General features: G+C 61.5%; 23 protein-coding genes and 1 tRNA gene. 16 read left to right on the top strand and 8 right to left on the bottom strand.

The window, feature by feature from the left end:
- Positions 1-43: 43 nt before the first annotated feature.
- The 5 genes from ACSFDB_RS12125 (at position 44) to ACSFDB_RS12105 (ending at position 3,217) form a co-directional block, all read left to right on the top strand.
- The gene (locus ACSFDB_RS12125; protein ID WP_440771250.1) at positions 44-274 is read left to right on the top strand and encodes a hypothetical protein; all 231 of its coding nucleotides are present in this window, start codon (positions 44-46) and stop codon (positions 272-274) included.
- Positions 275-485: 211 nt separating this feature from the next.
- A complete protein-coding gene (locus tag ACSFDB_RS12120; RefSeq protein ID WP_440771249.1) occupies positions 486-1,151 on the top strand; it encodes a hypothetical protein in 666 nt (221 codons plus the stop codon).
- A complete protein-coding gene (locus ACSFDB_RS12115) occupies positions 1,152-1,922 on the top strand; it encodes a hypothetical protein (RefSeq protein ID WP_440771248.1) in 771 nt (256 codons plus the stop codon).
- A gap of 590 nt (positions 1,923-2,512) precedes the next feature.
- Complete coding sequence (locus ACSFDB_RS12110; RefSeq protein WP_440771247.1) at positions 2,513-2,722, top strand: DUF1918 domain-containing protein; 210 nt, start codon at positions 2,513-2,515, stop codon at positions 2,720-2,722.
- Positions 2,723-2,779: 57 nt separating this feature from the next.
- Complete coding sequence (locus tag ACSFDB_RS12105) at positions 2,780-3,217, top strand: RNA-binding protein (protein WP_440771246.1); 438 nt, start codon at positions 2,780-2,782, stop codon at positions 3,215-3,217.
- Positions 3,218-3,273: 56 nt separating this feature from the next.
- Here ACSFDB_RS12105 and ACSFDB_RS12100 read toward each other — a convergent pair whose 3' ends face one another.
- Positions 3,274-3,483 carry a hypothetical protein gene (locus ACSFDB_RS12100; RefSeq protein WP_440771245.1) on the bottom strand — a complete coding sequence of 70 codons (210 nt, stop codon included), beginning with the start codon at positions 3,481-3,483 and terminating at the stop codon, positions 3,274-3,276.
- 169 nt (positions 3,484-3,652) lie between these two features.
- On the opposite strand from ACSFDB_RS12100, the gene ACSFDB_RS12095 reads away from it, so the two are divergent.
- Both ACSFDB_RS12095 and ACSFDB_RS12090 read left to right on the top strand, forming a co-directional pair.
- On the top strand, positions 3,653-5,416 hold the full coding sequence (locus ACSFDB_RS12095; RefSeq protein ID WP_440771244.1) for a YcaO-like family protein: 1,764 nt from the start codon (positions 3,653-3,655) through the stop codon (positions 5,414-5,416).
- A 234-nt stretch (positions 5,417-5,650) separates the two neighbouring features.
- Entirely contained in the window at positions 5,651-6,235 is a 585-nt protein-coding gene (locus tag ACSFDB_RS12090) for a YdeI/OmpD-associated family protein (protein WP_440771243.1), read from the top strand.
- Positions 6,236-6,515: 280 nt separating this feature from the next.
- Here ACSFDB_RS12090 and ACSFDB_RS12085 read toward each other — a convergent pair whose 3' ends face one another.
- Positions 6,516-7,022, bottom strand: a complete 507-nt coding sequence (locus tag ACSFDB_RS12085; RefSeq protein WP_440771242.1) for a hypothetical protein — start codon at positions 7,020-7,022, stop codon at positions 6,516-6,518.
- Between the two features lie 121 nt (positions 7,023-7,143).
- Between ACSFDB_RS12085 and ACSFDB_RS12080 the strand changes: the two genes are divergently transcribed.
- The 6 genes from ACSFDB_RS12080 (at position 7,144) to ACSFDB_RS12055 (ending at position 12,938) form a co-directional block, all read left to right on the top strand.
- A complete protein-coding gene (locus tag ACSFDB_RS12080; RefSeq protein ID WP_440771241.1) occupies positions 7,144-7,623 on the top strand; it encodes a cupin domain-containing protein in 480 nt (159 codons plus the stop codon).
- 309 nt (positions 7,624-7,932) lie between these two features.
- Complete coding sequence (locus ACSFDB_RS12075) at positions 7,933-8,448, top strand: hypothetical protein (protein ID WP_440771240.1); 516 nt, start codon at positions 7,933-7,935, stop codon at positions 8,446-8,448.
- Entirely contained in the window at positions 8,441-10,045 is a 1,605-nt protein-coding gene (locus ACSFDB_RS12070; protein ID WP_440771239.1) for a sodium/proline symporter, read from the top strand. Before ACSFDB_RS12075 ends, ACSFDB_RS12070 begins: the two co-directional genes overlap by 8 nt.
- On the top strand, positions 10,042-10,515 hold the full coding sequence (locus ACSFDB_RS12065; protein WP_440771238.1) for a hypothetical protein: 474 nt from the start codon (positions 10,042-10,044) through the stop codon (positions 10,513-10,515). Before ACSFDB_RS12070 ends, ACSFDB_RS12065 begins: the two co-directional genes overlap by 4 nt.
- Positions 10,516-10,564: 49 nt before the next feature.
- Positions 10,565-11,176: a (d)CMP kinase gene (gene cmk / locus ACSFDB_RS12060; protein ID WP_440771237.1), complete on the top strand. Its 612-nt coding sequence runs from the start codon at positions 10,565-10,567 to the stop codon at positions 11,174-11,176.
- 100 nt (positions 11,177-11,276) lie between these two features.
- Entirely contained in the window at positions 11,277-12,938 is a 1,662-nt protein-coding gene (locus ACSFDB_RS12055) for an acetate--CoA ligase (protein ID WP_440771236.1), read from the top strand.
- 32 nt (positions 12,939-12,970) lie between these two features.
- Here the strand turns inward: ACSFDB_RS12055 and ACSFDB_RS12050 are convergent, their stop codons facing one another.
- On the bottom strand, positions 12,971-13,675 hold the full coding sequence (locus ACSFDB_RS12050; RefSeq protein WP_440771235.1) for an SDR family oxidoreductase: 705 nt from the start codon (positions 13,673-13,675) through the stop codon (positions 12,971-12,973).
- 116 nt (positions 13,676-13,791) lie between these two features.
- Positions 13,792-15,294, bottom strand: a complete 1,503-nt coding sequence (guaB, locus tag ACSFDB_RS12045) for an IMP dehydrogenase (protein WP_440771234.1) — start codon at positions 15,292-15,294, stop codon at positions 13,792-13,794.
- 612 nt (positions 15,295-15,906) lie between these two features.
- Between guaB and ACSFDB_RS12040 the strand changes: the two genes are divergently transcribed.
- Positions 15,907-16,812, top strand: a complete 906-nt coding sequence (locus ACSFDB_RS12040) for a DUF5794 domain-containing protein (RefSeq protein WP_440771233.1) — start codon at positions 15,907-15,909, stop codon at positions 16,810-16,812.
- A 53-nt stretch (positions 16,813-16,865) separates the two neighbouring features.
- Positions 16,866-17,041: transfer RNA gene (locus ACSFDB_RS12035), tRNA-Trp, on the top strand.
- Between the two features lie 434 nt (positions 17,042-17,475).
- On the opposite strand, the gene ACSFDB_RS12030 is transcribed toward ACSFDB_RS12035, so the two are convergent.
- Both ACSFDB_RS12030 and ACSFDB_RS12025 read right to left on the bottom strand, forming a co-directional pair.
- Positions 17,476-17,685, bottom strand: a complete 210-nt coding sequence (locus ACSFDB_RS12030; protein ID WP_440771232.1) for a hypothetical protein — start codon at positions 17,683-17,685, stop codon at positions 17,476-17,478.
- Between the two features lie 270 nt (positions 17,686-17,955).
- Complete coding sequence (locus tag ACSFDB_RS12025) at positions 17,956-18,423, bottom strand: response regulator (RefSeq protein ID WP_440771231.1); 468 nt, start codon at positions 18,421-18,423, stop codon at positions 17,956-17,958.
- Positions 18,424-18,577: 154 nt separating this feature from the next.
- Between ACSFDB_RS12025 and ACSFDB_RS12020 the strand changes: the two genes are divergently transcribed.
- Entirely contained in the window at positions 18,578-20,542 is a 1,965-nt protein-coding gene (locus ACSFDB_RS12020) for an ATP-binding protein (RefSeq protein ID WP_440771230.1), read from the top strand.
- Positions 20,543-20,611: 69 nt separating this feature from the next.
- On the opposite strand, the gene ACSFDB_RS12015 is transcribed toward ACSFDB_RS12020, so the two are convergent.
- Both ACSFDB_RS12015 and ACSFDB_RS12010 read right to left on the bottom strand, forming a co-directional pair.
- Positions 20,612-20,836, bottom strand: coding sequence for a DUF8106 domain-containing protein (locus ACSFDB_RS12015; protein ID WP_440771229.1), 225 nt, complete (start codon positions 20,834-20,836; stop codon positions 20,612-20,614).
- Between the two features lie 94 nt (positions 20,837-20,930).
- The gene (locus tag ACSFDB_RS12010; protein WP_440771228.1) at positions 20,931-21,389 is read right to left on the bottom strand and encodes a response regulator; all 459 of its coding nucleotides are present in this window, start codon (positions 21,387-21,389) and stop codon (positions 20,931-20,933) included.
- Positions 21,390-21,569: the final 180 nt, after the last annotated feature.

Here is a 21,569-nt window from a genome sequence, read left to right as displayed (position 1 = left end):
GCCACTGAAGCCGTCCGTCAAAAGCTCGAGAACCTGAGAGAGAATGAGCATGACTGAGGTGTCTAATCTCTCGGTCGCAGAATTCGAGGCGATCAAGGATGTTGTCGAGCAGGAACTCAAGCACAAAAGAGACAACCCAGATTTTGATACAGATGCAAACCTCCTCGAGCTGCTGAAGCGAGGAGATTTCTACAGGAATCTTGGCTGGGATGCTCCGCGAGAAGTAGCCGTTGAGGAGTCAGCTGAACTGATGGATCTACCTGACACAGAATAGGAGAGCGGCTACCGATTTCCATCTACTGAATTGTCTTTCCCGTCAGTTCGATTGTAACCGGGCTCACTTTGTCGCTGAAACGGTTGGATTTGAGATGGGATGATTCCCCTTCAGAGAACTGAATCAGCTCAGAATGGCGCGTTTCGTTTCTAATAGTTGGATGTCAAACTGGCCGGAAATATTATGTCCTCCGGATAGTAATTTCTGGCCGATGGACATTACCGTATCACTCAGACATGGCCCACTCAATATCGAGATTGAGGCAGATACCGAAGAGGACTACCGCGAAGAGATCCTTGGCTTGGCAGAGTTCTTCAATGAGAACGGAGAGCAGTTCGAAGCGTTTGATCTTCCGACTTCTCCAGAACAAGAGTATACGGAAAACGGGGAAGGAGAGGCACAGCAAGTCACATTAGATTTCTCTGATGAATCTAGCGAATCAGAAACTGCTACTACCAACGATCCAGATGGTCCTCTTGCACCTATCGCGAAAGACTTGAGGATGGATGAAGGTCTCTTAGAGGAAATACTGGATGCTGATCCTGAAGGTGAGAAGTCTCCAATCCTTCTATTGAACGAGACAAATATACTTGGAGATTTGAAAAAAGATCGTCAAGCGACAGCCTCTCTTATACTCCTCCATGTATGGAAAGAATGTAATGGAGAGGAGCGAGTATCATCTTCTGATCTGAAAGAGGCCTTAGAGGACTCTGGGGTTAGTTCCTCAAATATGTATAATATGTATGGGGGTAACGGGAAACGGTACTTTGATACAAAAGGTAAAGGCGCTAGTGCTACAATCGCCCTTCGCCGGCCTGGAAAACGACAAGCTCGTGAGGAGATAAAAAACCTGATCGAAGAATTGAATATAGCATAGATGAAGTTTGATCGATTTATCGCCGAATCAAAACATTCGAGTCAACAGGATCAGGTAGGGTTGGCACTCTATTATTTTGAGCATGAAGAGGAAAAAGACCAGGTGAGATCTCGTGAAGTCAAAGATTTATTTAAAGAGTCACGGGTTTCTATACCTGAAAGAAACGTACCAACGAATCTTAGTCGGTTATCTGACGATGATCTTTTGAAATACGAGGGTTCTGCTCAATACAGAGAATACAAATTATCTCTAAAAGGGCTCAGAAAATTTTCTGAGCTGGCCGCTCCTCTCGATCAGGAAGAGGAAAAAGAGCGAGAAGATTTGTTTATCCCCATTGAAGATATTGACGTTGATTACTACTCAAAGTTAGTGGATGGCATAAACAAAAGCTATCGATACGGGATCAATGACGGTACTCTAGTTTTGACCCGGAAACTCTTCGAAAACCTCGTCATTGACATCCTCAGAGCAGAATATGGCGGCCAAGGCATTAATCTGTACTACAATACCGAGACGGGACGATTCCACGGCTTAGGAACCCTCTGTGGGAAACTCGAGGAGAAATCTTCGGACTTAAAACACTACTCTCGTCAACTCGATAACGGGCTGGTTGCTCGTGTTGAGCAGTTTAAGGAGCACGGGAATTCTCAAGCCCACTCCGTTCGAGTGAACATCGATGATGATGAATTAGAGGCGATGAGTGTTGAGGCTACTGAGCTAGCTAAAACTCTCTACGACATCCGTGAAGAAGTTCGCATTGCCAACGGGTGAAAACCCAAATGTTTCATCAAATCTGAGCCAGATCTGGAACTGGTGAGCCTGAGCATTCTTAAGCTCAAAACCATCGCGTATTTTAAAAAGCGTCTTACTCCTGAGTTCCTTTGGGCTCGAGAGGTGTATGCGGAATCTTCTCAGGGGGCGTAGTCACTTCCGTCCTTGAACCTGGACCTTCGTGTCTCGCATGGACTTCCCTGCTCCTCAGCATCGCATCTGTTTCCACCGACACATTGCATTCCCATCACCGAATCGTCTCGAGTGCGTGGGATCGAGAAGTCTGTTGATCCATCAATACTCGAGAGCATCTGATCTAAATGTATCAGATATTTTAATGGTCGTCATCCATAATCACAGTATTGTTATTGTCTTTTGAGCGCAGAGATTTTGGAGAGGGATATTCGCTTGTCTTTCCCTACACCCTACGCCTCGAAGACCTTGCTCCTCGCGGCTCTGGATATACCAGAAGGATCTTTTGGAGGAACGCCGTAGATTAGCGTGAATCAGGGCCTGTCTCTTCTTGAAGTCTTCAAGAACTGGACATCCAAATCAGTCCCTTTTTACGCGATGGCGGGGAACTCAGGGCTATGAGCTTCGACGAAGACGACAGCGTCGTCCTGCACGACGAGCACAGCGAGTTCGACGGAGAGACCGGCACCATCACGCAGACGATGGAGTCGATGTTCGGCGACGTCACCTACACCATCAGCTTCGAGGACGGCCAGGAGACCGGCGTTCCCGAGGACGCCCTCGAGGAAGCCGACGAGGACGACGACACGGACGAAGACGAAGAGTAAGCGAGCGACTAGCGACGAGCCACCCGCTCGAACCGCACCAGTTACGGACGGACCCAGATGCCACAGATCCCGCTTCACTACGTCGACCTACGCACGTTCTGTTACGCCACCGAGGACGAGAAACGCGTCGAGGAGGCGCTCAGAACCTTCCTCCCCGAGGAGTTCGAGATCGAGCGCACCGAGAGCGAGGGCCACTTCGGCGACCGCATCCTCGTCCTCTCGGCCCGCGTCGAGCGAGCGGACGAGGTCCGCCACGTGCTCTCGCGGCTGGCCGACCTCGAGTCGTTCGACGACCTGATCGACGAACTCGACGAGCGAGTCACCGAGAACACCGAACTCTTCTTGCGACTCGACAAACAGGGCGCCTTCGCAGGCGACGTTCGATTGGGCACCGGAATCACCTTCCGCGGAAAGGTCGAGGCCTACCCCGCCAAAAAAGAGCAGGCTGTCGAAAACGCAGAAGAGGTCCTCGAGCGGCTTCGGGACGACGAGTAGTTCGGTTCGATTCTCCGGTGGCCGTCAATTTCGGCAGCTCTCGGTACCAATGCTCGCTATCGGAGCCGTCGGTACGCTCGCAGGAGCAGTGAGGTGGCCGTTCCGAGCCCCGGAATCCGCGACGAGAGGGCGGCGGCGCCGAGCAACAGGACCCCGCTCTTGCGGTGTCCCTTTGAGAACTCCATGACGCCGTCGATCGCCGTGGTGACGACGCCAGCGTTCTTCAGCAGTTCCGTTCGGTCGGCGTGCGCTCGTGTGGAAGCCATGAATCTACGCTAGCAACGTCGACCAGCGACAAACCGTGGCGGCCTGCAGATGTCGGGTCGGAGTCGGCCGGTTCGACGGGTCGATGGCACCCGGTTCGAGGGCTCGAGGTCGGCCACGAGACGGCCGCCGAGCGCGGCGTTTTTGATGCCGGCCTGTGACTGTCCGGGTATGGATATTCACGTCGTCGGCGACGATCCGGTTCGCGCGGCCGTCGTCGCCGCGCTCGGAGACGTCGACGTTTCGGTCGTCAACGCCAGTGCTGACGAGATCGCGGACGCCCGGTTCGCGATCGTGAGCGACGTCGCGGGCTCGGCCACCTTCGACCGGGCGAACGAGGCCGCTCGAGCGGGCGGCACCCCGTGGATCGCCGTCGAGATCGGCGGCGTCGGCGGGCAGTCGCTCGCGACGGTCGACGCAGCCGTCTCGGGATTCGCCGCCGCGACCGGCTGTTTCGACTGTCTCCGCCACCGCGTCGCGTCGAATATCGAGGAGGGAACGACGACAGCCCAACCGACGGGAGACCGCAGCGCGGCGCGATTAGCCGGCGCGGTCGCCGGCCGGGAGTGCGTTCGGGTCCTCTCGGGCGACGAGGCGTCGGTGATCGGCCACGTCGTCGAACTTCCACACCAGCGACGACGCGTGCTGCCGGTGCCGGGCTGTGACTGTCAGGACGGCGAGCGGGATCGAACGCTCGAGCGCGACGACGACACGCTCGGGCTCGATGCGGCCGTCGAGCACGCCGAAGCGGCGATCGACGACCGGGTCGGCGTCGTCTCGAGCATCGGCGAGGTAGCGTCGTTCCCGGTCCCGTACTACCTCGCGACGATGGCGGAGACGTCGACGTTCAGCGACGCGAGCGCGCCCAGCCAGGCCGCCGGCGTCGCCGACGACTGGAACGCGGCGCTGATGAAAGCCGTCGGCGAGGGCCTCGAGCGCTACTGCGCCGGCGTCTATCGCGACAGCGAGTTCGTTCACGCGAGCGAGGACGACCTCGAGAACGCGGTCTCACCCACCGACCTCGTGCGGCCCGAGGACGCGCCCGCGTACGACGCGAGCGACGAACACCGGTGGGTTCCCGGCGAGGACCTCGCGACCGGCGAGTCGGTCCATCTACCCGCTGCGGCGGTCCAGTTCCCCCAGCCCGGCGAGCGACTGCTCCCGGCGATTACGACCGGGCTTGGACTCGGCTCCTCCACCGTCGATGCGCTGCTGTCGGGGCTGACGGAGGTGCTCGAGCGCGACGCGACGATGCTCGCGTGGTACTCCTCGTTCGAGCCGCTCGGCCTATCGGTCGAAGACGATGCCTTCGACGTTCTCGAGCGCCGGGCCCGAAGCGAGGGGCTGTCGGTGACACCGTTGCTCGTCACGCAGGATATCGACGTCCCCGTGGTCGCCGTCGCCGTCCACCGAAATCCGGAGACGCTTGCGGAGGATCTCGAGCCGACCGACGACGAGTGGCCGGCCTTTGCCGTCGGCTCCGCGGCCGGGCTCGACGCCACCGTCGCCGCGCGCTCGGCGCTCGAGGAGGCGCTGCAGAACTGGACGGAACTGCGCGGCCTCGGTCCCGAAGAGGCCGCCGACGCCTCCGGCTCGATCGGCGAGTACGCCGCGTTCCCGGAACCCGTTCAATCGTTCGTCGACGTCGAGCGGACGATGCCGGCCGAAAGCGTCGGTCCGGACCCGGTGCCGTCGGGTCGAGAGGCGCTCGAGGAACTCGTCTCGCGGACGACCGACGTCGACCTGACGCCCTACGCGGCGCGACTGACGACGCGAGACGTCGAGCGCGTCGGCTTCGAGGCCGTCCGCGTCGTGGTTCCGGGTGCACAGCCGCTGTTCACCGGCGAGCCGTTCTTCGGCGAGCGGGCGCGGACGGTGCCGGACGATCTCGGGTTCGAGCCGCGACTCGAGCGGGCGTACCATCCGTATCCCTGAAACCCGTCGGTAGAGCGATTCTAAGCCGTTTCCCCGATATACCTGCGGTAGGGTAGATATCCGTCACAGTAGCTGGGAGCACGGTTTCGTTATTCAGAGTCCGGTGCGAAACCTGTGGTAAGTATAGGCGAAGGCGTTACCGAAACCATGCTTCACCTCTCCAATCTTCTGAGAATCTCCACTGGCGCCCACATTCGGAGTGGGATTATAGACGCGGGATGTCTTTCTTGAATCATGGGCCCAGTGTTCTTCGAATCTCGCAACGAGTTCCGCACCTGGCTGGAGGAGCACCACGAGACGGCCGATAAGCTGTGGGTTGGGTACTACAAGGCCGACGCCGAACAGTCTGGCATCGGTTACGGCGAGTCGGTCAAGGAAGCGCTCTGTTTTGGGTGGATCGACGGTCTCATCAAGGGCATCGACGACGAGACGTACAAACGCCGGTTCACGCCCAGGAGACCCGACAGCAAGTGGTCGAAGGCGAACAAGGAGCGGGTTGAGACGATGGTCGAGGCGGGGAAGATGACCCCGGCCGGAATGGAACTCGTCAAAGCGGCGAAGGAGTCGGGCGAGTGGGGCGCGGCGTACCGGTTAGCCGACGACCACGAGATTCCGGCCGAACTCGAGACGGCGATCCGTGAGAACGAGGCCGCCTGGGAGAACTTCCAGAACTTCTCGAACACGGACCAGCACGCCTTCATCGCGGCCGTCGAGGAGGCTAAGACGGACGAGACCAAGCAAAAGCGCATCGAACGAACGGTCGAACTCGCGGCGCAGGACCTCCGAGCATACGACGAAAACAACAAGCGGCGGCTGTGATGAGACCTTTTCGGAAGTAACCGTCGCTCAAGAAATCTCTTTTCTCGTGTTCTTTCTCGTCACCATTGCGGACGAAGTTACGGCTTTGCCCACCGGGAATGGTCGTGTAGTACACGCCTTGTATTCAGCATGTATCCGCTAACATCGTCGGGTAGCTGATAGAAGTCGCCACGTTCGGTTCGCAACTGTAGTTGCCGAATCGCCAGCTTCAGTTTTAGGTGTGAGAACGAATAAAGAAATCGCGCTACGATCTACTGGTAAAACAGTACCAAGAACGCGCCTAGTCGTCGGAGTCGGTTTCGTTCTCGTCGCTATCGTCTCCGTTTTCCTCGCTTGGCTCGTCGTCCGCATCGTCTGCGCCCTCCGCGCCCTCCGTTCCGTCCGCGATCTCGTCCTCGCCCTCACTGCGCTGGACTTCGACGACGAGGTCGTCATCGGAGATTCGGATCACGACGAGGGAGGTGTCGGGCGTGATCGAGACCGCTCTGACCGTCGCCTCTTCCTCGTTCTCGACGATGGCGGCGCGGAAGCTCTGTTCCGTCTCGTCGAGGTGGGGCGGACCGACGGTCTCGCCCGGACCGACCGAGTAGCTCTGCTCGTAGCTCTCGCGGCCTCCGTTGCGCTCTCGAGCCTGAAGGCGCAGGTTCCGGGCGGTATCGCCCTCGTTGTGGATTTCGATCGGGATGATACCCTGCAGCCCGAAGTGCTCCTGGACGCCGTCGACACAGCCCGCGAGCCCGACGGCGGCCGCCACTCCGGCGGACTGAAGTAGCGTACGGCGGTTCACACCCGGTGCTCGGGAGCGAGCGAACGTAGGCGTTACTCTTCGCGGCTCCGCGTGCCGTCTCAGTGTGCTTGGAATACACTACCGTACGGTTTTATGAGACGAGCGGAAAACACAGGCACGTATGGAGAAAACTGCAATCGACGACGTCGACATCGAGACGAACCCGATGGACGTCCACTCGATCAGACGGCCGGTCTCGAAGGCGCTCGGATTCACGGACTTCGCGATGAACTACTTCGAACTCGAGTCCGGCGAGTCCTTCTCCGGCGGCTATCACACCCACCACGACCAAGAGGAGGTGTTCTACGTGCAATCTGGGACCGCGACGTTCGACACCGAGGAGGGGGAGGTAACCGTCGCAGAAGACGAAGTCATTCGGTTCGCACCGGGGGAGTTCCAGCAGGGATACAACGACGGCGACGATCCGGTCGTCGGCTTCGCCTTCGGTGCACCCGGCGCCCAACACGACTGGGACCAGATCGAGTCGATGATCTTCTGCCAGGATTGTGAGGAGGAGGTCGGACACGGACTCGAGCTCACCGACGAGGGGGCGTTCCGAATGACCTGTACCGCGTGCGACAACGCGTTCACGATCGGATAATACGGAACCCAAACTTCGGCGTTTCTGCGGCTCTGTCGTCGATACACTCGCTTCCAAAGCGACCGCTCGAGGATCGCTTCGAGCCCTGTCTCGAGGTGTCTATTGACATGTTAACAAGCACATTCTCGGGGGTATAGAGCGTGGCATGTAGTATCGTGGTGGTCACCAACGGAGAGTTCGCTCGAGCGGGCTGTGGCGTACCGCTGTAGTGACGATCACTGGAATCGGGAGCGATCTCCCGGCAATGGGTTGTACGGCGGGGAGGACCGAATCGAACGCGAAGCGACTTCGACACGAGTTACCAACACAATGGCACGAAATCGAACGATGGGTGCGCTCGGTGTACTTTCACTGATCGCACTGATTACGGCGAGTCTCGAGTTGTACAGGGTGTTTTCTTTCGTCGGGGCGGCGGTCATCCTCACGGTGATCGCGTCCGCGACGATCGAACGAAGCGACGGGGATCCGGATTTCGCCCCGTATACCGGGCTGATCGGTGCACTGGCGACGTTCTTTCTGATCGGTCTCGGCGGAATCTGGTTGACGTGGGAACCGGGCACCGCGGAGTACAGCTACGTGCTCGGAGTTCCGGTCTCGACGCTCATCTACTTCGGATTCATCTGGCTGTTACCGCTGACCGCCGCGATCTACTACTCGCTGATCTTCGATCGGATCGCGAGCGACGAGATCGTCGACGACATCATCGAATCGGCCCGCGAACGACAGCGCCAGGAGTCGTTCCCGCTGGCGCCGGAGCAGCCGACACGAGCTGCCGAGACGGCCGACGGCGGTGAAGTGACGACCGGAGGTGAGGGCGATGAGTAACGCGCTCTCGCTGCTCTCGTTGGTTCCGATGCCGCTACAGGAGGAGGGAATTCCGGTGGCCGACGACCCCGTTATCATCGGCTTCGGAGCAGCCTACCTCCTCATCGTTATCGCGATCGGCGCCTGGGGCTGGATGCAGACCGAATCGACGAGCGACTTCCTGATCACGGGCAAGAGCATCGGAACCTGGGTCCTCGCGCTGACCGCGTTCTCGGTGATCCAGTCCGGATTCGGTTTCGTCGGCGGTCCCGAACTGGTCTACTCGTTCGGGACGACCGCGCTCTGGATCTTCTTTACGGCACCGCTCGGCTTCCTGCTCACGTGGATCGTCCTCGCAAAGCGAATGCGAATTCTCGCGGACATCCGCAACGTGTTGACCCTGCCGGACGCGATGTACGTCCGCTACGAGAGCGAGTGGGTCCGCGGACTCGGCGGCGTCGCCGTCGCGTTGGGGGTCGTCGCCTATCTCGCGGTCAACCTGGCCGCGCTGCAGTTCGTCATGCGCGCCATCTTCGGCATTCCACTCATCTGGGGCCTGCTCGGTGGCGCGCTCATTCTCCTCCTGTACAGCATGCTCGGCGGGATGATCGCCGGCGTCTGGACCGACTTCCTGCAGGCGATTACGATGATCGTCGGCGCGGGATTCGTCTTCGCCTACGCGATGTCGTTCGGCGGCGGGATGGGAACCATCTCGCAGAACCTCGCCAGCGCGGATCCGAACCTCATCTCGCCGTTCGGCGCGCTGGGTGCGCCCGCCGTCGCCGTCCTCGTCGGCATTTCGTGGTGGATGCTGTTCTCCATCGGTGCGGCCGGACAGCCCCACCTCATCACGAAGTTCTACATGAGCCGCGACATGAAGATCCTGAAGTGGGGTGCGCCCATCGCGGCCATCTCCTACGCCATCTCGAGTCTGATCGCCTTTTCGGCGGGGCTCTCGATGCGCGCGATGGTCGAAGCCGGCGAGATCTCGGAAACGTTCTCCGCATCCGAGGTCGGTCCGGTCTTCGTCCTCGATCACACGGGGAGCGTCATCGCGGGGCTGATCCTCGCCGCGTTGCTCGCGGCGATCATGTCGACGAGCGACTCGTTCCTCAACATCGGGGCGGCGGCCATCTCGCGGGACATTCCGCGCGCGCTCGGTCGGCCGATCACGGACGATAAAACCGAACTCCGCGTGACGCAAGCCGCGCTCGCCATGCTAACGGTGCTCTCGACGATCGTCGTCTTCTACTCGCAAGCGCTGGTCGGCATCCTCGGGGCGATCAGCTGGGGCTTCTTCGCCGCCGCGTTCGTCCCGGTGGTGGTGTTAGGACTCAACTGGAAAGGGGCGACGAAGCAGGGAGCAATTGCCTCGCTCGTCGTCGGCATGGTATTCAACATCGTCTACAACGTTCCGCCCGAACTCGCGGAGGTTACCGATGCTGGCTGGGCTGCCTCGCTCAACGAAATGGTCATGGCGACCTACCCCTACCCCGCGGAGGTTCCGGCGGAAGCGATCGGACTGCTGGTCGCGATCATCGTGTTCATCTTCGTCTCGATCGCGACTCAGGACGGTGAGGAACTCCCGAGTGACCTGCACGCGCTCTTCGAACGATGATGACGCACACCGAAGAACCGATCACACAACTCACGCGGTGGCTCCGCCAGCGCCCGAACTCCATCGAGTTCTGGGAACTGGTCCTCACCGACGAGCGACTCGTCTGGTGTTACGTCGGCCAGTCCTACCGCTCCATGCTGTTGCGCGCGGACATGGGTGAACGCGACCGGGCCGTCCTCGAGGACAGCCACCTCGAGGAACTAATCGACCTCGCCGAGGAGAACTTCGCCATCCCACTCGAGGCCCTCGAGTCGATCCGTCACGTCGAGGGGACTCGGTTTCGCCGCGCCAGACTCGAACTCGAGTGGTCCGAAGCGGACCTCGAAGACACACGGTACGGCGGCCAGATGACGCTCGTCAGTACCAGTCAGGCTGACCCACAAGAGGACGTCGTAGCTAGCCTCGAGGCGGATTCGCGACTCGAGCACGTCGACATCGAACTCGATACGCCGCGCTGGTCGCTCTTTTAGCGTGCGACCAGTCGGACCGTTTTTCACGCAGAGCCGTGAGCAAGCACGTATGTCTACGGACCCGACGGCGGTGGGCGAGATCGACACGACACTGTTTATCACGGTCTCCGGACCACCGGGCTGTGGCGCGACGACGCTCTGTGACCAACTGGCCGACGCGATGGGCTGTCCGTACGTCTCCGGCGGCGACATCTTCCGCGAGATCGCCGAGGATCGCGGCATGAATCTCAACCAGCTGACGGCGCAGGCGGATTCCTCCGAGGAGATCGACCGCGCGCTCGATCAGCGCCTCCAACAGATCGCCGAGAAGTGGGGGACGGCGAACAAACCCTTCATCCTCGAGTCCCGCCTCGCCGGCTGGCTGGCCGGCGAGCGGGCCGATCTCCGCATCTGGCTCGACGCACCCGAGGACGTTCGCGCGGACCGGATCGAGGACCGCGTCGAAACCGAAGCCGAAATGCGCGTCCGCGAGGTCAGCGAGGCCGGCCGCTACCAGTCGTACTACCAGATCGACATCGACGAACGGGAGTTCTACGACCTCTCGATCAACACCGCCCGCTGGAGCAAACGCGGCGTGTTCGAACTCGTGCGGACCGCACTCGAGGAGTACGACGCCGAAATCGACGAAGGGGCGTTCTCGACGCCGGCCGTCGATCCGTAGCTCGGGGTCGCAGGAGATTCCTTCACGGCCGGCATCTGCCGCCGTCGAAACTGGTCACGGCGGTAGTTCTTTTGTGGTATGTGTAACCAATCACCAGTATATGACGTACTACGTCACGACCGATGGCGAGACGTACGACGAGGCTCGCGAGTCGTTCTCGTGGGACGTTCCACCGGGGTTCAACGCGGCCGCGGATCTGGTCGGCAAGCACGACGACGAGCAGGTCGCGCTCTATCAGCTGTCGTCGGCGGACGGCCACGAGGTGTACACGTTCGCCGACCTCGACGCGCGCTCGAGCGCCGTTGCCAACGCTCTCGAGGCCCGCGGGGTCGAGTACGGTGATCGCGTCGCCGTCGTCGTCCCCCAGAAGCCGGCGAACGTCCTCACGCACCTCGCCTGTTGGAAGCTGGGCGCGATTTCGCTCCCGCTGTCGGTGCTCTTTGGCGACGACTCCCTCCGCTACCGGCTGACCGACAGCGAAGCCCGGGTGGCCGTCGTCGACGCGAGCCAGTGGGAGACGGTGTGCGAGGTCGCACCGGACTGCCCCCGACTCGAGTCCGTCCTCGTCGTCGGGAATTCGGGGAGTGCTATCGATGCGGAGGCCATCGGCGACGTGACCGTGGAGCGGTTCGCGGACGCCGTTGACTGGGACGAGTCGGCGTTCGAACTGGCCGATACGGACGCCGACACGCCCGCGATCATCATGTATACGAGCGGCAGCACCGGCGAGCCGAAGGGCGTCCTCCACACGCACGGCGTCTGGCTCGGGCACTGTCCGGCGTTTGCGATGTACTTCGAGCGCGATGTTCGCGACGGCGTCTACTGGACGCCCGCCGACTGGGCCTGGATCGGCGCGCTCGGCGACCTCGTCTTCCCGGCCTGGCACTACGGTCAGCCAGTGGTAGGGTATCCGATGGGGTCGTTCGACCCCGAACGCGCCTACGAGATCATGGCCGCCTTCAACGTCACCGACGCCTTCATCCCGCCGACGGCGATTCGGATGCTAATGGGTGTCGACGAACCGAGCAAGCGGTACGACCTCTCGCTCGAGGCGATCTGTTCCGGCGGCGAACCGCTGACCGGGGAGATCCTCGAGTGGGCCGACGAGGCGCTTTCGGGCGTGGTCGTCAACGAACTCTACGGGCAGACGGAGGCGAACCTGCTCGTGACCAACTGCCGGGAGTGGTTCCCCGCGAAGCCGGGCAGTATGGGGAAGCCGGTGCTGGGCCACGACGTTGCCGTCGTCGACTCGGAGACGGGTGAGCGGGTTGGGTCGGGTGAAATCGGCGAGATTGCCGTCCGTCGCGGCGACGATCCGGTGATTTTCGAGGCGTACTGGAACGCTCCCGAAAAGACGGCGGCGGTGACGCTGGAGGACGGTCCGGATGGGGACGTCTGGCATCTCACTGGCGACCTGGCCGAACGGGACGAGGACGGCTATTACTGGTTCAGTTCGCGAGACGACGACCTCATCATCACCAGCGGCTACCGCGTCGCGCCGCGGGAGGTCGAAGAGACGATTCTCGGACACGAGGCCGTCGCACAGGTTGGCGTCGTCGGCGTTCCTGACGAGACCCGGGGCGAGATCATCAGGGCGGTCGTCCAGCCTGTAGACGGCGCGACGGGAACGGACGAGTTGCGCGAGGAGATTCGGGACCTCGTCCGGGAGCGACTGGCCGAGTACGAGTACCCGCGGGAACTCGAGTTCCGCGACGAACTGCCGACCACGACGACTGGAAAGATCCGGCGATCGGAGCTATAGTGACGTCTATCGCTGTTTACCGCGAGGAGATGTCACACGGACGCTGTCAGCCCCCCATCGACGCGGATATTCTGTCCGGTGACGTAGCTCGATGCGGGCGAGAGCAGATACGCGACTGCGTCTGCTATCTCTGCGGTTCGCGCCGGTCTCCCCATCGGAATTCGCGCGTTCGTCTCCTCGTCGACGTCGTAGCTATCGACGAATCCTGGCTGAACCGTGTTCATCCGGATTCCGTTCGCCGCGTATCGGTCGGCGTAGAGTTTGGTAAAACTACCGAGACCGGCCCGAAGAACCGACGATACGGGGAACTCGCTCGACGGTTCGAACGCCGAAAACGTGGAGATATTCACGATCGACCCGCGGCCTTGTTCGTCCATGATCGGCGTGACGAGTCGGGCCATACGCACGGTGTTCAACAGCACGAGGTCCAGCCCCTCGTGCCACTCCTCGTCCGAAATCTCGAGGAGGTCCCCGGATGGCGGGTGACCCGTGTTGTTCACCACCGCGTCGATGCGACCGTAGCGTTCGGCCGTCGTTTCGACGAGGGCCGCTAAGTCATCTGGATCGCTCACCGAGCCCTCGAACCCGTCTCCGCCGAGGTCGTTCGCGACGTCGACGGCGCTCCCCGACCGCGACAACAGAACTGGCGTGTAGCCGTCCTCGTTCAGCCGCCGGGCACAGGCTTCTCCGATACCGCTTCCCGCCGCTGTTACGACCGCCACTTTCTCATCGGTCATACGAGGACTACCACGACCGCATTCAAAAAACGCGCTCAGTACGCACCCGCCGCAAGCTCACGGTCGAAGCCGAGCAAGGTGATCGACTGCGGGTTCGACTCTTCGAACGGAGGGGATCACTCGCTGTCGGGCGAGTAGTTCGGCGCTTCGTCGGTGATGACGACATCGTGGGCGTGGCTCTCGGCCTGGCCGGCCGCGGAGACGCGGACGAACTCGCTGCGCTCTTTGAACTCGGGAATCGTCTCGGCGCCGACGTAGCCCATGCCGGACTGCATCCCGCCCGCAAGCTGGTGGAGTTCGGACTTGAGCGTGCCCTTGTACGGCGTCGCGGCCTCGACGCCTTCCGGCACGTACTCGTCGTCCTCGTCAGGCTCTTCCTTGAGGTATCGGTCGCTGTCGCCGGATTTCATCGCGCCCACCGATCCCATTCCGCGGTACTGTTTGTACTTCTTGCCGTTCATCGTGACGACGCGGCCCGGTGCCTCGTCGGTGCCGGCGAAGTAGGACCCAAGCATGACGGCGTCCGCGCCGGCGGCGACCGCCTTGATCGCGTCGCCGGAGTACCGAATTCCGCCGTCGGCGATGACGGGTACGTCGTGTTCGCTCGCGACGTCTGCGACCTGTGCGACGGCCGTGATCTGTGGCATACCGGAGCCCGAGACGATTCGGGTCGTACAGATCGATCCCGGGCCGATTCCGACTTTGATCCCGTCCGCGAAGTCAACCAGATCCGCGGCCGCCTCGCGGGTTCCGACGTTGCCGACGACGACGTCAGCCTCGACTGACTCCTTGATCTCTCGAGCGCCGTCGATGACGTTCAGGTTGTGCGCGTGGGCGGTGTCGATAAATAGCACGTCTGCGCCGGCCTCGTCGGCGGCCTCGGCTCGTTCCTGCTCGAATGGGCTGACGGCGACGCCACAGCGGAGGCGACCGTCCTCGTCGCGGACGGCCTGCTGATACTCGCGACGCTGGAGGATGCCCTGCATCGTGACGAGGCCGACGAGGAGGTTCTCGTCGTCGACGACCGGCACGCGCTCGATCTTGTGCTCGTACATCAGATCGAACGCGTCGCGCGGATCGATATCCTCGGAGGCCGTCACGACCTCGTCGGTCATCGCTTCGGTGACCGGATCGTCCTCGTTGACCTCGAGGTGGGGTCGGATGTCGGTACTCGAGATGATCCCAAGCACCTCGCCGCGGGTGTTGACGACCGGCGCGCCGCCGACGCCCTGGCGGGCCATGCGTTCGTCGACCTCGCGGACGCTCATCTCGGGATCGGCGGTAACGACCGAGTCGAGGGGGATGATGAGTTCGTCGGCGCTCTTGACCCGTTCGATCTCCTCGACCATCCCGTCGATGTTCATGTTTCGATGGAGGACCCCCAGTCCACCGTGGCGGGCCATCGCGATGGCCATGCCGCTCTCGGTGACGGTGTCCATCGCGGCCGAAAGGATCGGCACCGACACCTCGACGGATTTCGAGACGTGCGTGGTGAGGTCCGCGTCGTCGGGTTCGACACGACTCTCTTTCGGACGCAAGAGGACGTCGTCGAACGTTAGCGCTTCCGGTACCCGTAATTTCGAAGAATAAGGCTCCTGCTCAGGGATATCGTTCGCCATGTAAACCGTCCGAACCCGCGAGCAAAAAGGGTTGCGAGATCCGAATCGGCTGTCACGGGTTCTCGAGGCTGGCGGCGTGAATGGCCGCCGGTGGTGTGGCTGACGACCGTCGGTGCTGGGACGGATGCCCGTCGATGATGGGCCACGACCGTCGGTGGGGACGGCGCCACGCGTGCAGGACAGCGGTAGCGGACGCGGAGGCGCGGCCCGGGCGGAAGACTCGTGATCCGATCGTGGCCTCCCCTCGAGTGGACGTTCGTCGACCGAATCCCGCTCTCAGCTACAGTTGTCAAGCGCAGGTGTGTACATTCCCGTCCGCATCTGGCAGCCAGTGGTGCGAATGCGGCAAGTTATGCGACCGCGTCCCACACAACGCTTATTGAGAATCCGGTCGTCGGTAGGGCTATGTACGCTGTGAATTTCAGTGCTGCCCGAACCGTTGGCCGGACGAGCGTCGACAGTGACGCCGCCAATCTCCAGTTCGGGAAATTCACAAAACAATTCACAGCGCGAGGCCGCAACTGGACGACCTGGTGTGCGATTCACCAGTCGCGACGGGACCGTCCACCCTATTGCCCACAGGCCTCGGGTCATGGCCATCGAGCCTGACTCATGAGTACGTCACGACACCCGGTCGCACTCCGTCTCGAGCGAATAGTCGGTGGTGATACCCGTCTGTTAGCGCTGGTGATGATGCTGCCGCTGATCGACGGCGTCTTCCCGGCGCTGATTCTCGCGGGCGCGCTGGACGACCCGCTCGGTGCTATCCAGGTCGGCCTGCTGATCTTCGGTGGCAGCGCCACGGTCGCGGTGATCCTCGCGGAGATGTCCGGGACGCCCCGGGAACAGGCCACGATCGTCATGCTCGTCGGAATTCCGCTGATACTGCTCGCAGGAATACAGGCGGCTCTGGCGCCGGCGATCGGGAGCGTTCTCGATATCGTTATCTTCGAACGGTTCGCGGCGCTGGTGATCGTCGCCATCGCGGCCAAGACTGCCAGCGCGACGATCGGCGACTACCTCCCGAATCCCGTCGTCATCATCGGTCTCGGCCTCGTCGCGAGCATCGATCCCGCGGGTGCCGAGTTCGTCGTCATGGACAACCCCGCGCAGGTCGCAAACGCCCTGCTCGCTGCCGGAGTTGGCGTCGCATTCGCACTCGCCATCGCCCTCGGCGGCCCGTACCTCCGAGGCTGCATGGACATCGATCGCTTCCGCTTCGGCAGCGCGGTCGCCCTCGGACTGCTCCCGCTGTCGATGCTCGGGATGCCCTTCGGACAGGCGCCACTGGCCGCGCTGCTCGTCGCCGGCGTGTTCGCGGTCGATCTGCCGCTCGACCGCAACTCGAGTGACAGCGCAACCGACGGCGACGATTCGCCCACGGACAGCCTGGGCGCGCTGACCGACGGCGGCGGGTCGGACGCCGACGATGCAGACTCGAGCGACGACGACTCCGACTCGGGACCGTATCCGGGCGACGACTCGACCGACACGCAGGGTCGGGCCCCGTGGCTGTAGGGCGGATTCCGAATCGAAACCACTTTAGGCAGGATCGCCTAACTGAGACTTGAGGGGTCGTGGCCAAGCCAGGGATGGCGACTGACTCCAGAGGCTACGGCGCCCGGGACGACACTCCAGACTGATATACTGATCGGACACCTGATCAGTGTCCGTGTGATGACCCTCTGGAGTTCCGAGGCGCACCGGAGATATCAGTCGATCGGGGGTTCAAATCCCTCCGACCCCATTTCCTCACCGCGAACAACATCGTGAGCGGTGAGCAATGCAAGAGGAGGGATTTGAATCAGGGAGCAGCTTGCTGCGACCGTGGTTCAAATCCCTCCGACTCATACCCTCATTGCTTCCAAACCCCCTAAGCAGTGCGTATTCGAAGCGGATCGACTCGAACTCGAGAGTTGCTTTCTGCGGCCGTGTGCTAATGCTCCACTGGCAGACTCTCAACTCGAGTCTCGAGCGATACCGTCAACAGATCCATTCCCTCCGGTGGCACGGTTTCGGAGGCGTTCGGTCGATACTGTTGTCGCGAGCAGTATCCGAGCCACAGAGATCTGTTCCCAGTGAGCGATCTTGCTCCTCGAGAGCGGGGGGACCGTCGAACGGCGATGAGCCCGTGAGGAAACGGTAACGAACGTATCGAGTGAGAACCACAGTACCGTCCAGCTACAGTTTGTCGGCGATGCGCTCGACGACCACGACCAGTCGGTAGAACAGAGAAAGCGCGTAGGCGAACGCGAGAAGGGCGACGAGACTGAGGACGGTGAGTATCTCCGGTCCGACGATGGAATGTACCACGATGGGACCGACGAGGAGAAGACCAACGATCAGGGCTAGTCGTTCGCGGTCGGTTCGATCGCGACTCGTGGCAGCCATACACCATCCACTCGGAGTTCGAAAATAAACGTTCTGGTGACAGGTTCTCCAAACGGTGTACGACCACTGTGGCGTACAGGCCTCGAGTCGGTAAGCCAGTAGATGCTGTGCAAAACTCGAGCCGACCGCTCGAGGACGACGATAACGGTCAACTCGCGCGAAATCACTCTCGCCAGTGGCGAGCGAAATATATGCACAAACGGACGAGCGAACTAGTGTGTGACGACGAGAGCTGACTGGTCGGGGCCGACCGAGAGAGCGATCGGAGAGTCAGTTGGCGGGTTCGGTTTTGACGATCGCGAACCAGAACTCCTCGACCTCTTGGACGAACTCGATGAACTCATCGGTCTCTACCGGCTTCTGGATGTAGGCGTCCGCCTCGAGATCGTGAGACTTGACGATCGATTCGCCCACCTCCGAACTCGTGAGCACGATCACGGGGATCTCACGGAGCGGGGGCTCGCCGTTCAGTTGCGCGAGGACTTCCATACCGCTCTGGCCGGGAAGCTGTGGCTCGAGCAAGATGAGATCCGGTCGTGGGGAGTCCGCGTACTCGCCGCGCTGGTGGACGAACTCGAGTGCTTTCTCGCCGTTGGTGACGGCGTGGACGGCGTTCATGAGCTTCGCGTCTCTGAAGTTCTCCTCGAAGAGGCGCGTATCGCCGGGATTCGGCTCGACCAGTAAGATGTCGATTGTCTCCCCGATTTCGCCATCGCTCTCGTCGTCTGCTGGTGCCATATCCGTGCATGACACTGCAAGCGTATAAGCGCAACTCTAACGGGCCCAACACAATCCCTCAATCTGATTAGTTCGGCTCAGTGACGGCCCGTACATCGGAAAACGGGGTCGGTGACGGAAGCGCTTTTACACCTACCCACGTATTGTCAGTTGAATGTCTCCGCCCCCGTCCGCGGACGCGGATTCGACCGTGCAGCCCCGCATCCGTCAGCAGGAGGTCGTCGCCGAACTCGGCCAGCAAGCACTCGAGACCGACGACCTCGATGCGTTGATGGGCGACGTCTCGGCTGCGATCACCGAGGCGCTCGGCTGCGAGTACGGGGCCGTCCTCGAGTTGTGTGCCGGCAGCGACGAAGCCGTCCTGCGACAGGGTACCGGATGGCGAGACGGACGAGTCGAATCGATACCTGTGGGAACCGATTCGTCGTCTCCGTCGGCGTACACGCTCCGTACCGACGGCGCGGTCATCGTCGGCGATCTGCGTACCGAAGACCGGTTTTCCGAACCAACGCTCCTTGCCGATCACGACGTCGTCAGCGGAGTGTGCGTCGTCGTCGGCCCGACAGCAGAGCCGTGGGGTATTTTGAGCGCGTACACGGTCGAGAAACGGGAGTTTACCACGACCGACGCGAACTTTCTTTGGAGCGTCGGGAACCTCCTCGCATCGACGGTCGAAAACACGCGGACGAGCCGCCGGTTCGAGGCGGTCTTCGAAGATCCGAACATCCTCGTCGGACTGCTCGACCCGGATGGAACGGTGCTCGACATTAATCGGACGGCGATGGAGTACATCGACGCCGATCTGGAGGCGGTACGGGGCGTCCCGTTCTGGAAAACGCCGTGGTGGGGTGCGGGCGACGCCGTCCAGTCGGATATCGAGCAGTGGACCGAACGAGCGGCCGACGGCGAGTACGTCGAGTTCGAAACCGATCTCACGCGGCCGAGCGGCGAGGCATACACTCTTAGCGGCTTCTTCAGACCGGTTACGGACGGCGACGGCGACGTCGTCTCGATTATCGTCTCGGATCGAGACGTCACCGAACGCAAACAGCACGAGCAGGAACTCGAGTTGTTTCGGAACTTGCTCGATTACTCTAACGACAGCGTGTTCGTCCTCGAGCCCGAGACGGGCCGGGTTCTGGACGTCAACGCGACGGCTCGCCGACGAACAGGCTACTCGCGAGCCGAGCTTCTGGAACGGTCGGTTCCCGACCTCGAAGAGAAGATTCCCGACGGCGACGCCTGGCGCTCGTTGGCCGAGGAGGTTCGAAGCGACGGACCGACGACGTTCGACGGGATCCGCCGCCGAGCGGACGGTTCCACGTTCCCGGTGGAAGTCAACCTCTCCGTCGCCGAACTGGATCGAGAGTACGTGCTCGCAATGGTTCGCGACGTCACCGAACGTCGAAAACACGAACGCAAGCTCGAGGAATCGAACGAACGCCTTGAGCAGTTCGCCTACGCCGCCAGTCACGACCTCCAAGAACCGCTTCGAATGGTGACGAGCTACCTCCAGTTGCTCGAGGATCGCTACAGCGACGTGCTCGACGACGACGCCGAGGAGTTCATCGCGTACGCCGTCGACGGCGCCGAACGGATGCGCGAGATGATCGACGGGCTACTCGAGTACTCCCGAATCGAGACGCAAGGGCAGTCTTTCGAGCCGATCGAGCTCGAAACCATCTTCGAGGACGTCGTCGAGGACTTACAGCTTCGGATCGAGGAGTCCGAGGCCGAGATCACGGCTGAGGACCTCCCTCGCGTGGAGGGCGACGCCAGCCAGCTTCGGCAGGTGTTCCAGAACCTCCTCGGCAACGCAATCGAGTACAGTGGCGACGAGCCGCCACGAATCCACGTCGAAGCCGACAAGAAGGACCGACTGTGGCAGCTTTCGATTCACGACGAGGGGATCGGGATCGACGCCAACGATCAGGAGCGCGTGTTCGAAATTTTCAACCGCCTACACAGTCGCGAGCAACACGGCGGGACGGGGATCGGACTCGCGCTTTGTCAGCGCATCGTCGAGCGTCACGGCGGCGAGATCTGGGTCGACTCCGAACCCGGCGCGGGCGCGACGTTCTCGGTTACGTTGCCGCCGATCGACGGCGCGGATTCATAACTGTACACGTCGCCCGTGACGACCCGCGCAAGTGCCGGCTAAACGCACGGTGGGACCGACGGCCCGTCCTCAGGTGCAGTAACAGGACGGAGTCTGTTGGTCGGGGCCTCGAGCCGACTCCGTCGGCCGAACGGTGATCGTCGTCCCACACTCGGGGCAGTCGTATCTGTCGCCGTCGGTCGTCGACTGGACGTTCCAGTCACCGTCGGACGAACTCTCGTGCCCGCAGTCGAAACAGTAGAGAACGGTCTTGCTGGAGGGCGGACGGTCGGTTGTGGATGCGGTGGTCGTCATACGCATTTATAGGGGTCGAACGCCGAAAACGGTGTCGGGCAGGTCGGGAGCGACACGAGACTCGATCGGTCCGGGGGAGCGACAAGAGGCGTCGTCAGTCGCTGTCGACCGGATTCCGAACGATCGCGAACCAGAACTCCTCGAGCGACTGTACGAAATCAACGAACTCCTCAGGAGCGACCGGTTTTCGGATGTAGCAGTCGGCCTCGAGATCGTGGTCTTTGACGATATCCTCGCCGGCTTTCGAACTCGTGAGGATGACGACGGGGATCTCACGAAGCACCGAGTCGCCGTTTAGTTCCGCCAGCACGTCCATCCCACTGGTTCCGGGGAGTTGTGGCTCGAGCAGGATGATGTCCGGCCGCGGGGCGTCCGCGTACTCGCCGCGCTGGCGGACGAACGCGAGCGCGGATTCGCCGTCGGAAACGGAGTGGATCGTGTTGAGCAGCTTCGCGTCCCTGAAGTTCTCAGTGAAGAGTCGTGTGTCGCCTGGATTCGGCTCGACTAACAGAATGTCGACCACCCCGTCCATCCGCATATCCCCCGGAGTCATAGCCACTAATTCGTCTGAGAGAATAAAACTGCGAGGGTCCGATTCCGACACCCCTCGTCGACGAAACAGATGAGATACCAAACCACTCGAGGATGGGTCACTGTTTGACGGACCCCATATCGAGACCGAAGCCGTTGGGAACGGTGGCGAAATCCGACCACCGACACAGCTGTCAGCGGC

Source organism: Natronorubrum amylolyticum (assembly GCF_052040145.1).
In the GTDB taxonomy this organism is placed as follows: domain Archaea; phylum Halobacteriota; class Halobacteria; order Halobacteriales; family Natrialbaceae; genus Natronorubrum.
Note: the sequence above shows the minus strand (reverse complement) of the source record. Positions and strands in the feature narration are given on the sequence as shown.

Excerpts from the sequence above, each read along its gene's own strand:
- ACSFDB_RS12080 (WP_440771241.1), top strand. The coding sequence starts at position 7,144 with ATGGAGAAAACTGCAATCGACGACGTCGACATCGAGACGAACCCGATG.
- ACSFDB_RS12090 (WP_440771243.1), top strand. The coding sequence starts at position 5,651 with ATGGGCCCAGTGTTCTTCGAATCTCGCAACGAGTTCCGCACCTGGCTG.
- cmk (WP_440771237.1), top strand. The coding sequence starts at position 10,565 with ATGTCTACGGACCCGACGGCGGTGGGCGAGATCGACACGACACTGTTT.
- ACSFDB_RS12110 (WP_440771247.1), top strand. The coding sequence starts at position 2,513 with ATGAGCTTCGACGAAGACGACAGCGTCGTCCTGCACGACGAGCACAGC.
- ACSFDB_RS12100 (WP_440771245.1), bottom strand. The coding sequence starts at position 3,483 with ATGGCTTCCACACGAGCGCACGCCGACCGAACGGAACTGCTGAAGAAC.
- ACSFDB_RS12120 (WP_440771249.1), top strand. The coding sequence starts at position 486 with ATGGACATTACCGTATCACTCAGACATGGCCCACTCAATATCGAGATT.
- ACSFDB_RS12015 (WP_440771229.1), bottom strand. The coding sequence starts at position 20,836 with ATGACGACCACCGCATCCACAACCGACCGTCCGCCCTCCAGCAAGACC.
- ACSFDB_RS12030 (WP_440771232.1), bottom strand. The coding sequence starts at position 17,685 with ATGGCTGCCACGAGTCGCGATCGAACCGACCGCGAACGACTAGCCCTG.
- ACSFDB_RS12075 (WP_440771240.1), top strand. The coding sequence starts at position 7,933 with ATGGCACGAAATCGAACGATGGGTGCGCTCGGTGTACTTTCACTGATC.
- ACSFDB_RS12065 (WP_440771238.1), top strand. The coding sequence starts at position 10,042 with ATGATGACGCACACCGAAGAACCGATCACACAACTCACGCGGTGGCTC.
- ACSFDB_RS12040 (WP_440771233.1), top strand. The coding sequence starts at position 15,907 with ATGAGTACGTCACGACACCCGGTCGCACTCCGTCTCGAGCGAATAGTC.
- ACSFDB_RS12055 (WP_440771236.1), top strand. The coding sequence starts at position 11,277 with ATGACGTACTACGTCACGACCGATGGCGAGACGTACGACGAGGCTCGC.
- ACSFDB_RS12105 (WP_440771246.1), top strand. The coding sequence starts at position 2,780 with ATGCCACAGATCCCGCTTCACTACGTCGACCTACGCACGTTCTGTTAC.
- ACSFDB_RS12095 (WP_440771244.1), top strand. The coding sequence starts at position 3,653 with ATGGATATTCACGTCGTCGGCGACGATCCGGTTCGCGCGGCCGTCGTC.
- ACSFDB_RS12020 (WP_440771230.1), top strand. The coding sequence starts at position 18,578 with ATGTCTCCGCCCCCGTCCGCGGACGCGGATTCGACCGTGCAGCCCCGC.
- ACSFDB_RS12115 (WP_440771248.1), top strand. The coding sequence starts at position 1,152 with ATGAAGTTTGATCGATTTATCGCCGAATCAAAACATTCGAGTCAACAG.
- ACSFDB_RS12070 (WP_440771239.1), top strand. The coding sequence starts at position 8,441 with ATGAGTAACGCGCTCTCGCTGCTCTCGTTGGTTCCGATGCCGCTACAG.
- ACSFDB_RS12025 (WP_440771231.1), bottom strand. The coding sequence starts at position 18,423 with ATGGCACCAGCAGACGACGAGAGCGATGGCGAAATCGGGGAGACAATC.
- ACSFDB_RS12125 (WP_440771250.1), top strand. The coding sequence starts at position 44 with ATGAGCATGACTGAGGTGTCTAATCTCTCGGTCGCAGAATTCGAGGCG.
- guaB (WP_440771234.1), bottom strand. The coding sequence starts at position 15,294 with ATGGCGAACGATATCCCTGAGCAGGAGCCTTATTCTTCGAAATTACGG.
- ACSFDB_RS12010 (WP_440771228.1), bottom strand. The coding sequence starts at position 21,389 with ATGACTCCGGGGGATATGCGGATGGACGGGGTGGTCGACATTCTGTTA.
- ACSFDB_RS12050 (WP_440771235.1), bottom strand. The coding sequence starts at position 13,675 with ATGACCGATGAGAAAGTGGCGGTCGTAACAGCGGCGGGAAGCGGTATC.